15 protein-coding genes and 1 pseudogene are annotated in these 13429 nt (G+C 38.9%); 3 read left to right on the forward strand and 13 right to left on the reverse strand.

All coding sequences use genetic code 11. The features are described from left to right. Positions 1-121: 121 nt before the first annotated feature. The 12 genes and pseudogenes from H6G96_RS38280 to H6G96_RS38325 form a co-directional block, all read right to left on the reverse strand. Positions 122-1420: a hypothetical protein gene (locus H6G96_RS38280; RefSeq protein ID WP_190919569.1), complete on the reverse strand. Its 1299-nt coding sequence runs from the start codon at positions 1418-1420 to the stop codon at positions 122-124. Further along, a complete protein-coding gene (locus H6G96_RS38285) occupies positions 1417-2136 on the reverse strand; it encodes a hypothetical protein (protein ID WP_190919572.1) in 720 nt (239 codons plus the stop codon). The genes H6G96_RS38280 and H6G96_RS38285 overlap by 4 nt, the downstream gene beginning before the upstream one ends. Further along, positions 2133-3191 (reverse strand): hypothetical protein, encoded by a 1059-nt coding sequence (locus H6G96_RS38290; RefSeq protein WP_190919574.1) that lies wholly within the window; start codon positions 3189-3191, stop codon positions 2133-2135. Before H6G96_RS38290 ends, H6G96_RS38285 begins: the two co-directional genes overlap by 4 nt. 260 nt (positions 3192-3451) lie before the next feature. After that, positions 3452-4195 (reverse strand): hypothetical protein, encoded by a 744-nt coding sequence (locus H6G96_RS38295; RefSeq protein ID WP_190919576.1) that lies wholly within the window; start codon positions 4193-4195, stop codon positions 3452-3454. After that, a complete protein-coding gene (locus H6G96_RS38300) occupies positions 4134-4679 on the reverse strand; it encodes a hypothetical protein (protein ID WP_190919578.1) in 546 nt (181 codons plus the stop codon). Before H6G96_RS38300 ends, H6G96_RS38295 begins: the two co-directional genes overlap by 62 nt. Next, positions 4676-5821, reverse strand: coding sequence for a TraG/TraD/VirD4 family protein (locus H6G96_RS42015; protein ID WP_242063609.1), 1146 nt, complete (start codon positions 5819-5821; stop codon positions 4676-4678). Before H6G96_RS42015 ends, H6G96_RS38300 begins: the two co-directional genes overlap by 4 nt. 24 nt (positions 5822-5845) lie before the next feature. Further along, positions 5846-5896, reverse strand: a pseudogene (locus H6G96_RS42020) (hypothetical protein); the annotation flags it as partial. 36 nt (positions 5897-5932) lie between these two features. Beyond that, positions 5933-7417 (reverse strand): hypothetical protein, encoded by a 1485-nt coding sequence (locus tag H6G96_RS42025; protein WP_242063606.1) that lies wholly within the window; start codon positions 7415-7417, stop codon positions 5933-5935. Beyond that, entirely contained in the window at positions 7411-7743 is a 333-nt protein-coding gene (locus tag H6G96_RS38310) for a hypothetical protein (RefSeq protein ID WP_190919580.1), read from the reverse strand. Before H6G96_RS38310 ends, H6G96_RS42025 begins: the two co-directional genes overlap by 7 nt. A gap of 164 nt (positions 7744-7907) precedes the next feature. Further along, positions 7908-8345, reverse strand: coding sequence for a hypothetical protein (locus H6G96_RS38315; protein WP_199349914.1), 438 nt, complete (start codon positions 8343-8345; stop codon positions 7908-7910). 115 nt (positions 8346-8460) lie between these two features. Further along, positions 8461-8700 (reverse strand): hypothetical protein, encoded by a 240-nt coding sequence (locus H6G96_RS38320; RefSeq protein WP_242063607.1) that lies wholly within the window; start codon positions 8698-8700, stop codon positions 8461-8463. A gap of 166 nt (positions 8701-8866) precedes the next feature. Beyond that, positions 8867-9073: a hypothetical protein gene (locus H6G96_RS38325; RefSeq protein WP_190919584.1), complete on the reverse strand. Its 207-nt coding sequence runs from the start codon at positions 9071-9073 to the stop codon at positions 8867-8869. A 202-nt stretch (positions 9074-9275) separates the two neighbouring features. Here H6G96_RS38325 and H6G96_RS38330 point away from each other — a divergent pair, with 202 nt between their 5' ends. From H6G96_RS38330 to H6G96_RS38340, 3 genes are all read left to right on the forward strand, one after another. Continuing rightward, complete coding sequence (locus tag H6G96_RS38330; protein ID WP_190919586.1) at positions 9276-9668, forward strand: hypothetical protein; 393 nt, start codon at positions 9276-9278, stop codon at positions 9666-9668. 496 nt (positions 9669-10164) lie between these two features. Continuing rightward, the gene (locus H6G96_RS38335) at positions 10165-12474 is read left to right on the forward strand and encodes an ATP-dependent RecD-like DNA helicase (RefSeq protein ID WP_190919588.1); all 2310 of its coding nucleotides are present in this window, start codon (positions 10165-10167) and stop codon (positions 12472-12474) included. A gap of 73 nt (positions 12475-12547) precedes the next feature. Continuing rightward, positions 12548-12781, forward strand: a complete 234-nt coding sequence (locus H6G96_RS38340) for a hypothetical protein (protein WP_190919590.1) — start codon at positions 12548-12550, stop codon at positions 12779-12781. Positions 12782-12844: 63 nt separating this feature from the next. Here H6G96_RS38340 and H6G96_RS42030 read toward each other — a convergent pair. Next, on the reverse strand, positions 12845-13429 hold a 585-nt coding region (locus H6G96_RS42030; RefSeq protein WP_242063608.1), incomplete at its 5' end, for a hypothetical protein.

The raw sequence follows: 13429 nt of genomic DNA on the forward strand, positions 1-13429 counted from the left end.
TAATTTCATTTTTTTACCGCTTTCTATTTTATATAAATTTTAATTATATTAATGGTAGCTTTTGTTACTCCAATCTACGCAGGTCAAAGTTAGCGATCGCTCCTTGGGAAAACTTTGCGATTTACTGAATGTTGGTCTGACTTGTTGGGCGATTCTGGATCTCAGCAGCCTTGGCAACCCCGGCAATTACGGCCGACATCAAATCACCTCCTAAATTACTACCTTTGCGAGATTCAGCTTTTAGAAAACTGCCGTTTTTAGACATGATTAAAACAGCATTTTCTGGCAGTTTCTTTTCTTGGGTGTTCCCATCAGAATTAATTAAAACTGAAACTCCACGCAATTGGGCAAATCCTAAGCCATTTGAATTCGTCAATTGAGCTACCAGATAAGATCCCGTGGGTAACACTTCACTACCATCTGATGCTTTCAATGGAAGGGATATCTTAATCAGGTAATTTTGACCGATATCATCACTAGTCCCCCAAAATATTGGTGTCTCTAGCCGTCCTTCTGTAGTACTACCAACTAAAATACGCTTTGTATTATAATCAGTTGTTTGTGCAGTAGTTTGATTTTTAATTTCTGTACTTGACCCTATTCCCCCTTTTATCCCACTGGGGTTTAATTGTTCATCATCAGAGTTGACTGAACTACTGAAACTACCAGCATTTGCAACAGCAAGCCATTGTTGCATCGGATCTAATTGTTGAGTTTTTACAGCCGAACTTGCATTGGGGATTACTCGTGCTACTTGTTTTGGTTGAGGTTGAGGTTGAGAAACTGCTAATGAGCGTGTAGTCGGTGTATTAATTCTCGGTGGAGAAGGATTTCTAGAAACTGTTACTGGTTGTGTACGCTGAGGTATTGTTCTTGTTGGTGGTGGTGGAGCTACCGGAACAGGTGTGAATGTAGGACTAGGTGTTGGTGTTGCTTCTGCTTCTGCTTGTGCTTTTTGATCGCGGATTTTCTTAAATTCCACATTCTGGCTAGTCAAAGCTAAAGCTGTTTTATTTTGTCCTGTCTCATCTTTGACTGGTTCTTCTATTGTTTCAAGATTTATTTTTGGTGATTCTATTTTTGTAGGAGAAAAGTTCAGGGCATTCATAGAACCATTAATTAGTCCGCCAACAATCATTATAAAAACAAGTATTATCCCACCGATCACAGCCATCTTTAAAAGTGGGTTTTGTGGGATTGTACGAGTAGTTGTGATTTCTTCTGGTTCAGGAGCTTCTGTATCGGCTAAGGATTCAAGCTGAATACTTACCCCATTCATCGCAGCGAAATCTTTATCTTTATTATCCAAAGAACCTGGGTTCGCTGTGTCTGACTGCTCTTTTGCTAAAAGTTCTGCTGACTCTTCTTCTTGGTGAACGTTTCTTTTATTTACTGCTGGTGATTCTTGCGTTTGTGTCATAAATTCAAATCTTGAATTTTATATATTTCTAAACCTGCTTTGCGGACACGATAAGCTGTTTGCTGAAACTCAGATGAAATCTGCGGCAATGTCGGTGTGTCTATCACTCTCACAAAAACACTTTTGTTAAACCCTATTGGTTCTCCAACCAGATTATTACCCTGAAAAACTATTACCTCCCCTACCATATCTACTTGAAACTTACCTGGTTTTACTTTTTTAGGTTCGCTAAGTAAACTGATTTTTAAAATTGATTGAGTCGTACCATTAAATACATCTGGTGGTGTAAGGTTTCCTATTTCTTTCAGAAACTCAGCACGGAAATCTTCTGATAACGCAAATCCTGTAGCCCATACATTCGTTGTAATTTTGCTATTCCCTGTTTGCACACCCGCATCAAGCTTTAATTTTTTAGTAGGGTCTGCATCGTAGTCACCAGTCACTTTTGGCAATGTATTCCAACTCAGTAACCCTGTCATTGTTTGCCCAACAAAATACCTGATGGCTTGAGCCGATCTCGACTCACTATGTATCGCCCTAACTCTTATAGATTCTCCATCATTTAATTCTACTAATGTTGGTGCTTTCGAGTTGGCTATAGTTCCCACTCTCCCAAAATTTATTATTTCTATTAACAGTACTAGGCTCAGTAATACTGCATTCCCTATCAAAAATATTGGCGTGAAATTTAATTCTTTTTTTTCTAGTAGCCTCATTTTCTTAATCCCACAGAGAATTTAATTCCACTAGTAAAAGCTGTGAATACTGACATTCCCCCTCCTGTACCAATGGCTACTGCAAGTAATGGCGAAAAAATTGCTTGTATTAGTTGCATCAACAATGGATTGCTTGAAGGTTTGTCAACTATCGCACTCGCAACTATACCTACTATTATCGAGTATGAAATTAGTATTAGTGTCAAACCTAGCCAACCGGACAACCACGCATAAAGGGGCTTGCTTTCAAAAGGTAGCAAAGACAATACCAAGAATATAGGTGCAACGTAAGCAACTAACAAAAAGGATAATTGCACTATATATTGGAAACCTGCGGATAAACCACTCAGGATCACATAAACAAGACCTTGAATTGCACTATTGACAAGTTCACCACCAATATCCAAAGGGTTCCAGCTTCCCGAACCTGAACTCATTCCCCTTTTTTTTCTCGCTAATTGTGCTTCTCGTTGAGCATCTTCTATTTTTGCTTTGATGCAGATTTGTCTAGGACTTGTTATTTTACCATCACTATCTATCTCAGAATCTTTAAGCTTTTCACATCTAGCCAAAGCTGTTTGGGTAGCTAAGATGAAACTTTGATCTGCGTTCACATTCCTGATAGCATCTTTCAGTCTTACACCGTTTCTAGTAATACTTAGGATACTCCTGTTTAGATTAGCCGATACATCCTTGAGAGCAATTGTGGTATTAGCCAATAAAAAACCATTGTTAGTCAGCATTACAATTACTAACAACGGAAAAACCATCTCACTTACAAAATTATAAGAAAAACCTGATTCAGCAAATTTTCTGTACCAGCCCAAGGAGGCAAAACTTACTAAAACTACTGCAACCAACATCGATACAGCCACAACAGATGTATAAATAGAACTTGTGCCAGATGCTAGCTCTGCCCAATCATTTTCAAAAGATTGGTAAATTATATCTGCCCCGTTTATAGCTCCGTCAACTATTTCACCTGATATAGTAACACCTGTGTTTTGTCCAGGCTGCTGACCTGTTGATTGAGCAAAAATGATAGTTAAAAGCATTTTATTTAATCAGCTATTTTTATCAAAAAGGGGAAGGGAAAATGGGGGAAGAAGCCCCATACATACATATTTAAAAATAAGGAAATAAGAGTGGTTCTACGCTGAAATCGCATTACGTGGCGAGTATTATCTTCTTTTAAGATTCTTTATATTTAAAAATACTTGCTTTGCATCGTATGGGGAAAAGTTTTAACTTCAATTCTTTTTCTTTCCCCCCGCCCCTTATCCCATAGGGGGCCCCACCTTCCCCATTCGCCTCTTTATTGATTTTTCCAGTAAGAATCTAGTGCAGCAGCAGATTGTAATATTTGTCTCGCGGCTGCATTAGATTCTTGCTGCTCAAGTCTTGCTTGCTCATCCATGCGCCCAGAAATATCGGCAAGATTAATATTTGCAGCAGCTAATGAACGTGATTGCTTTTGAGCTTCTGCATGAATTGATTTGCTAACTACTGCCGTTTGGAAATTTTGAACAGCCATCTTTTTTAAAATGTCTTGAGTAATAACATCCTGTTGTGCAGCATTAGCGTTATCCGAAGATTGCCCTATTGCGTCATTAGTTATTTCTGCTTCTTGAGCTTGTACCCGTTGTCCTTCGTTACCCAAAATTGATTGAGATTGACCACGGGTATATTGCTGATCCCATTCTCTAATAGCATCCTGAGCTTGAGTTTTAGGATCTAATTCAAGTAGCTCAGTATCTAGCTTTTCAAAAACTTTCTCTATATTCTTTCCAGCTTTCAAGGGGTCGGGGACACCTAAATCCCCTACACTAGATTGAATTGCCTGATTTAATTCCGCTTCTAGCTTCCCTACTGCTTTAGTAAATTCTTTTTGATAGTTGTTTATCGAAACTTGCAAACTGTTGTAAATTTCTTGAAACTGACTCAAAATAGATTTATTTAAATTGTTGTTATCGGCATTGGCTGCATCTACTGTCATACTAGAAAAACAAATCTGAATTACTACCCCTGATATCAATATCCACTGGTTGAACTGTTTCATATAAATTCTCCAAGTTAACTACAAAAGGTTTCTTTGCACAATCGGAACTAACAGTTGCTTGTCGATTTTTCAAATCAAAAGAAACTGCGTCAACCAGCAAGGACTCTGGGGGATAATTACCCTTTGATAATAAAGTTTTAAAAAACCCATTCTCATAAACAAGAGCATTTGCGGGAAGGGTAGAAACAGGCTTGTTATAAAGCAAAATATATCTCCTGTCTACTTCGGATTCAGAATTTATTCCGGGTTGTTTTATTTCTTGATTCACTACATTGTTGTATTTAAAATTTCTCAAGCTGGGGCTACGTTTCACTGAATCCTCTGCCATTTCTATGTACACTTTACAATTATTTTCTTTAACAGCAATCAGTTTCTCATATTTCGCTTGGTTGTATTGCCATACTTGAAAACTCCCAATTGATCCTACACCTGCCAATATTGCCAGTAAAATCTTGTTTTGAAGTGCTGATGTAACAATTTTCATAATGGTTTCCCTTGCTTAATGCACTCAACATAATACTTAGAAAATTCTGCCACCCAAGTGAACTTATCATTGTATTTTTTTTTAAACTTATCTCGTGATTCTTGTTCCTCTCTACCATTGACAACCAAAGCCAAAAGCGGGGATGAAGGATAATAACGGCATCTTATATATTTGTTGTTGTAGTCCAACAGCCATAACGTATATAGCTGTTGGATGTTTGGCATAAAAGTTTCATTTACATCTATAATTTCTCTCGGTATACCAAGCAATTCCGAAAAACTTCTCGCTGCCCCTGGGACAATTCGCCCGATTAATCGACAAGGCATATTTTGTAATATTTGTTCCCCTGCTGAAGATTTGGCAATCGAAATCACATCTTGAGCAGCTAGAGCAATACGACATCCTGATTTACGAGCCGTAGCACACTTACGACCTACCAAGCGAGATAATGAGGGGAACCGTAACAATACGCTCGCCTCATCCATGAAAAACATACTGTTTGTCGAGGATAGTGATTGTCTCGATGCCGCAATATACGCCGACATCCCGAACACCTCTGCTTCTCTATCCGATTGCAGATTCGTTAATGCAAACGTAATTAGCTTACTGTCTGTTTGGAAAGTTGAAGGTTTACAAATCGCATTTCCTATTGAGCTTGCCTGCCAGTACTGTAGTCGTAAGCGTATATAATTGAGCGCCTTCTCAACATTCTCATCCTCATAACCTAAATCAATACAATCGGCTTTGAAAAACTGTTCCATATCAACTAGAGTCGGCGTGTTATCCCACTCTGGAGTTCCGATTCCTGCTGAGTGTGCCAACTCAAAACGTCGCTCTATATCTGCATTCTCGTAAAAAGCTTTTGTCCCTAAAGGTATCAACGATTCTATTGTTTGAGCAAGGAACCCGTCAAACTGCTGTGAACCTAAAACCAACTGCAACACTATTAGATTTACATCATTGCGATGTGCTTTTACCCTGTCCTCTCTTTGTTCTAATGGGATTTTTGATAAATCTAGCGGCTGAACAATATTATTTGATTGTCTGGAGATATCAAAGTAGAATCCGTTGTAGTATGGCGTAAAATCTCCAAATGTTCCTGAACCGTCATCGTTTGGCAGATCGATAATTAATATTGACATATCTTTTGCCAAGCACTCCGCAATAATTGACGATACTAATACTGATTTCCCACTCCCTGTAGTACCAATAATCATTACATTCTTCGTTTTTGCGAAATCTATCCAAACTGGTCAGTGCGCTTCATCCGCAATCAATTCAAAGCCTTTTTCATCGGCTTTCATATTCTGTATTACTGGCGTTAATCCGATTATCTCGCTCGTGAAAAATGTTGTCCGTCTGTTGTAAGGGCTTGTTAATTGTGGTTTTTGTTTTATCAGTAAAGTATCTAACCAGATAGACCATGCATACTGGGTTTCCCGTATTAACTCCGTTGGCTGGTTTATATAACCTGAAATCAGTCTGCAAGCATCATCAATTTCTTCTAAGGAGTTGCGGTATACAAGAACAATTAATGCTAGATTTTCTGGTACATCACCTGTGTATAACTGCTTTTGTGCATTTACCGACCATTCAGTATTAATCTGTGATGCTACGTCGATAGTTTTTTTGCTGGCACTTATTTCCGCATGACGCGAACGCCTAGTTATTAATTGTTGAGTTAGCCTAGTCAGTTTTTGATCAGCTGGGCTGATTTCTGTGATGATTTCAACATCATAAATCACTTCACGCGAAAACACATTCCATAAAAAGCGCACCTGATCCCTAGTAGAAGCAAATGCTTCTGGTTTTTGAGCCAGGGTCATCACTCCTACATATTTTTTCTCTTTATTTTTACTTGCTAGGCATACCCATTGCCTATCAGCGTAGGGAATTCCATTGTTTAAAAGCACTGAAGTCGCGTGTAATTGGTCAATATATTGTGATTTTAATGGTGGCGCTTCGTTAATTTCTTCCCTCAATCCCGAATCATCAAATACTAATGTATGCGGCAGTTTTACACTTTTCGCTCCCAGGCAATAACTTAAATCATTCCATAGCTCCTTTTCTGTTTTCGGTGATGGCAATAATTTCATTTCAGATAATATCTGTTGATGTCTCAATGATACATTTATTGCTTTTTCTAGAATCTGGATTAAATTTTTCTTTGTCAGTTCAGTTGCTCCCGTTGGTGTAAACCGACGCTGTAAAAAATTCGCTAGCTTCACTATCGCTCTATCTATAGCATCGCCTCCTTCTGTCCCTCCTGGTTTAATAGTGAAAGTTGTATAAATGTTCAATTTTATATTTTTACGCTGCCGTCGCCGCGACAGTTCTTGCATTCTCGCTACTTGCCCCCAATCCAGAAACTCACTTTCACGAGATACTGGATGAGTCAATCTCTCTCGATATGCTTCAAATACTTCTGATTCATCACATAAAGAAGACCAACGAAAAGTAAATTTTTCTCCCTGGGGAATTTCTTTGCAACCATTCTCAAAAGCTTTCGCTATCGCTTCTACTTGTTCGTCCGAATTAAACAACGGATGAAACCCTGTGCAGCTATATCCAAATACTAGCTGCAAAGTATTATTCGTCTCACTTACTTGCTTTTTACTTAACAAATATGCACCAATAGTATAGCTGCCTTTTTTTAATCTAATTATTGTAGTCAAATCCAAAAAATCTTCAAAAGCCGATACTTTTTTGACATTTGAGGAATTCTTAATTTTCACCATGATTTGGGAATCTTTTTAGAGCCTGCTCTTTTCTTATTTTGAGGAGAAGAGTATCTGACGTATCCTCTAGACCATACTGGAACACCTGGAAACACTCTAGACCAAAATAAATAAGGTCGTTTCCCTGATAAAACTAAAGCTGTAGCACTTACCCAAACACCTATTAATATGCTCCATATCATTCCTATGCCAAATAAGAAAGCTATGAAAAAACCTACTCCAAACGAAACTAAAGAAATCGCAAACTGAAAACCCGTCAAAATCCCAATTGTTGCATTTTGACCTAAAGATTGATTAACTTGTTTGATTTGTGGTTGTTGTTTCATAAAATAGGGGATAGAGAACGGGCAATAGGGAACAGAATTAAGGATGAGAAAGGAGTGACCAAAAAGGAGGACTGGGAAGGCTGGAAAACATTTTCTTCCCCTGCTCTTTTAAAAAGACGTTCATTAAGTGTGTTCCCTGTTCCCTGTTCCCTGTTCCCTTTTAATTAACAAGCTGCTGTGACACCAGCAAAAAGAATGTTCTGGGCGATGAATAACACCAAAGTCACAAAAAATATGCCTATAGGTTGTTGTACCATCTGCGTTACTTCTTGCCCGTCTCCCAGTGCATTAGCCACCTTCACCCCAGACGCTACGAAATAAACGAATAACATCACTGTTATTGCAGCGTTTATTACTGCGGGTAAGGCGTTGATGGACGCATTCCCTGTAGCACCTGCTGTTCCAAACATACACGTCAATGCAATTTGTGTTGGGTCAAATAGTCCAAACGCATGGGCTGGCATTGTTTGACCTGCAACTATTAAAGTCACACCTACAGCATAAATATGATGCTGATATTTACGCCCTAATCTACCTATCGCTTTCGCTACAATTTGAGATTGTGTTCTGACTTGGGGTTGAAATTTATTATTAGATGCCAAGATAATCGCTCCTTTCTTCATGTTTTTTGACTAGATAAAAACCATTGGAAAACTATTTACGGACAACCGAAATTTTCAGATAGAGTCTAAATCCTATTTGAAATCTTTCCTATTTTTAATTTTTTCGGGTTTTCGATGCTCTTTGTCGAAACTCGCTTTCTACATCAGCTAAAGTATGCTCTCTAGCTAGTGAGCGAATCTCTTGAAGTACTGCGATGTGGCACTCGTATAGCTTGGCGTAACCATCTAATCCACCTGTCTTTTCATTGGTGAATTTCTTGAACTCCGGCAAGTACTTACGAGCTATATTCAAATAGGCTTGTAGTTGCCTTGCAGATACTTTTGGCGTCAGCAAAGACGCAACTTCTAATCTTGTTAGTTCTTCATGCTGGCAGGACAACCCCCTTGTTTCCATTAGTGCTTAGAACTTCTTGGAACTTCTAACTACATATAAAAATACCCGCTTTTTTCGTGGCGGGGGAGTGTCATTTTAAAAAATATTAGCGGCGACAAAAAACTGGTTAAAGATAAGAATCGAGCGCTTTTCCTTCCCTTTCCCACTTTTCATCTAAAAGACGACAAGCTACGCGAACAACATTCTGAGGATTCCGTTTATGTTCTCCTGGCATATTCCAGTTCCGGGTCGTGTATTCGCTTTCGTACCCCAAAACCAGAGCAAGCTCTCGATAACTTAATTTCCATTTCTTCTTAAACTCTATTGGGTGCATAGTATTTATTTGATACTTGCATAAGGAACTTATTTAATATTTATAACATAATTACTTGGTCAAATCTTTATAATTTACTTTGGGAATATCGAGCGAACTTTTATATTTATTTATCTTAATGTTTTTCTAAAAGACATTAGCTATTATCGGGTTTATCAAATTTATCTATAATAGAGATATTCTCTTTTAACCAATCTTTTTTATGTCCAACACAAATGCTCATTTTCAGCAACTATTCCAACCAAAAACTCAAGTTAATAAAGATGAAGAAAATCCAACGCAATTAGCCAATCGCCTAACCCCTACTGATGACCAAATCAAAGACTGGCTACACTCACCACAAATCAAACAGTGGCTTACAAAACTACTAATGGGCATACCGAATAATCTCAAGATAGAAGCGGTAAATACCATAATCAAAAATCTTATACAAAACCCAGACAAAGACTGTCGAGTACAATTCGGTAGTTCAACTATTGGAGTTGATGTTTTGCGGTGGCAAATTTGGGCATCCTATAAATTACCTTACGCCAGTGGAATCAAAACTCCTGATTGCCCCTACACTTTGAAAAAACATTTGGATACTCCTGACTAACTTCCCAGATGACATAATTACCTATTTTCGTTAATTTCCCACACAATACCCGATCTATTCTTACCAAAACTACCATGCTTAACTGCGAACTGAGAATTGCTTACACTATCTCACAAACAGCAATGACAAAGAAATAGATAAAAGTACGATTTTAATCCGTACTTCCGTCTCTTGATTTTTAATCAATCATCGTTATATTTGGGAGGGTTAAGTATTTGCAATGCAACAGGCGATCGCACACTTGGCGGGCGGGTACGCCATCGCTTGACTGCCATTAACTTAGCAGATGACTAAACTTTGTATTGAAGCTAAATTTGATGACGTTAACAGAAACATTTCTTCACATCTATTTTAGGATCTAGCCCATGAACAGCTTTCATCGCCCAAGAAGATTCTTTAGAGTTCGTAAGCCAATTGGATTTTCGATTTGAGACGATGAGTTAGCTTTAGAGCTACCCTTGTAGAATAACAGAATCTCTCAACTACTCTTTGACTCATGATCAGGCTCCTTCAAGTCGAAAAATTTCCGATTCTGATGTTGCCGGAAATCGAGGCGTATTTAGAAAGTGGACTATTTCGTGGGATTGGCAAGAAAACTGCTCAAACTTTGGTCAATTGCTTTGGAAGTGAGACTTTATCGATATTAGATAACAACCCCGAAAAACTTTACACTGTTCCCGGGCTAACTCAATATCGGATTGATGGTATTACCAAAGCTTGGTCAGAGAGTAAAAAGAATCCGAACTTTGGAGTGATTACCCAACTTTTGGCTGTGGGAACTTCATTGAAGTTAGCTTTGAAAATTTGTGACTATTACGGACACAAAACTTCATATATTCTGCAAAACAACCCTTACAGATTAATTGATGATATTGACGGCATCGGTTTTAAGACTGCTGATGAGTTAGCCATATCTCTTGGTATCCCGCTATACAGCGATACTCGTTATATTTCAGCTTTAATCCATGTTTTAAAATCCGGCTTGCGTGAAGGGAATTGTTTTTTACCCTTTGAGCAATTAGTAAGTATTGCCACTTCCTTGCTTTCTTCACCACAGCATACGCCCGATGTTCAATTTTTAAATACAATCATTCAACAGTTACTCGGAAAGGGGACTTTAGTTTCGGGTGATGTTGGTAATAGTGTTTATCTCAAAGCTGCTTATCGGGCTGAACTTTCTGTGACTTTGAAAATTCTTGCTCTCCTTGACCAACCAACTCACCCCACTGAACATTTAGAACACTGGTTAGCCCAATTCCAAACTACTGACTATCGCCAACTTTCACGTTTAAGTGATGAACAAATCAGCGCCTTGATGATGGCAGCCAAACATCCAATTAGCATTATTACTGGTGGCCCTGGTCGAGGGAAAACTTATGTACTGAAAACCTTGGTTGAATGGTTCATGCATACTAATAAAGCAATCGCACTTGCCGCTCCAACAGGGAAAGCTGCTAACCGGATGAAAGATGCTACAGGCATTGAAGCAACTACTATTCACCGTTTATTGCAATGGCAGGGAAACAATGCGGTTTTTCTTCATAACGAGGATAATCCTCTAAATCTTGATTGTCTAATCGTTGATGAATTTTCAATGGTTGATATATTTCTGTTCAATTCGCTACTCAAAGCCTTGGACAAAAAAACCAGAATTGTACTGGTAGGGGACTTTGATCAATTGCCCAGTATTGGCGCAGGAATGGTCTTGCGAGATTTAATTGTTTCTGAACTCGTGCCAACAACTTTCTTACAGACGATTTATCGCCAACGGCACGAAAGCCCGATTATTTATGCTGCTAATGATGTCAATTCTGGCATAGTCCCTACACTGCACAATTTTAATCAAGTTTCTGGTTGGATGGATGTCGGTGACTGTGCAATGATTCAAAAAGACTCGCCCCAAGCCACCTCCCAAGCCATCGTTGAGTTGGTTAAAGCTATTGGCCAGTCAGGTGTTGATTTAAATCAACAACTAATAATCTTAGCGCCCCAAAAACAAGGAGACTGTGGAGTTCACAATCTCAATCAGCTTCTTGCCCCCATCTTTAACCCAAAACAAGAAGATGAACCACAAGTTGTCTCTGGGTCGGTTGTCTACCGTGCGGGCGATCGCGTAATCCAACTGAAAAACCGTTATGAAACTGTCCCGCCTGTGATGAATGGCGAGATCGGCCAGGTTATTGCTGTGGAGCCGGAAAAATTTTTGGTTACGATTTCTTGGGAGGGCGGTGCAGTTGTTAATTATTATCCTGGAGACTTCGAGCAAATTATGCACTCGTTTTGTATAACTTGCCACAAGAGTCAAGGTAGCCAATTTCCTTATGTGATTTTCCCATTGGTCAGGGCTAATTACCGGATGTTAACCCGTCAGCTGCTCTACACGACTATGACTCGCGCAATGGGTACATTCATCGCAGTTGGACAGCATGAAGCATTGAAAACTGCTGTCGCTACTGATAAACCCGCCCAGCGTTTTACTGGACTAACCAATCTGCTCATTTCACCTGTTGAGCAACTTAGTGAAATCTGGCAGAGTTTGAGCAACACCAGAAAAACCACTTGTACGACAACATCTTCCCCTACTGTTACTGTTGCTTCTAGGCTACAACAACGCCAACTGACTGCAACACAAGGACAGATGACTACTATTGGTAGTCTTGCACTACAAATGTATGAATCCAAGTATGGTTATCGTCCGTCAAAACAGCCCGAACTTGTAGGTAAGTTTCGCTTTAATACTTATCACTATGAAACTACCGCAATTGAGTTGATTGATTCAGCAATTGACGCAGTTCTGCTCCAATAATAAAACCCATGCCCAAAATGAGAACAACGGTCGCATCCAACCAGACTACTCTTGAAGTACACTTTTAACATTTATGGCTATTCCAGCAGCACAGTTAAAGATCGGCCAATCAGTAAGGTATTTGATTGGGACTCGAAGCGGTATGAGTGCGGCAATAACCGATATCAGCAAATCATCTCTTAGTCTCAAAAATACTCATATTGTTACTTTGACCTTTGATGATGATTCACTACCAAATCACTTAAAAACACAACAACTAACTGTTTATGACGAATTGCTGTCAGGTTGTGAAATAATCACATTTTAAAAAATTAAAATTGGCAACAGCAGAGCGCACATTCGCCGCTACAAGTTGAAATTAATAAAAATACTAACTTGCCGACTGATATAATCCCGTATTTTCGTTAAATTCCCACCCCAACCCTGCTCTATCCTTCCCCTTACACCATGCTACAAAAAGCGGTGGGGGAAGATTAATTCGCTCCTTGCGTACACTTTCTTCACTTACACCAAGCCTCTTAGCCAAACCTTCTTCAGTTAACGGTTGCATTCGCGGACTTTGCCCAGGATAGGATGAATTGTTGTAGTACGATTTTTGGCCCCGCTTTTGTTGGTTGTTGAGATAGTCTTGAATTTTAATGATCGCCTCAGCCAACTGTGTCATTCGGGCTGTCATCTTTTCAATTTTTTGTTCTAAATTGGCGAGATTATCAATTACTGTGGTTTGGTTGCTATTAGATTCATTTGAAAACTCTGATTCAAGCTTATCAAGTCTTTCGCAAATAGCTCTTATCGTTTCATTAGTAGAATCACTGTGATTTTTATTATTTTTAACTAAGTACTTCTCTACACTTGCCTTAATCTTTGAGTCTAGGCGTTCGTCTAAATCGTTACCACCTATTGCATCAACCTTATCTTGGGAATCGCCTAAGTAGAGATCGATAAATTCGAGCAG

This window comes from Nostoc sp. FACHB-892 (genome assembly GCF_014698795.1).
Classification (GTDB): Bacteria; Cyanobacteriota; Cyanobacteriia; order Cyanobacteriales; family Nostocaceae; genus Nostoc.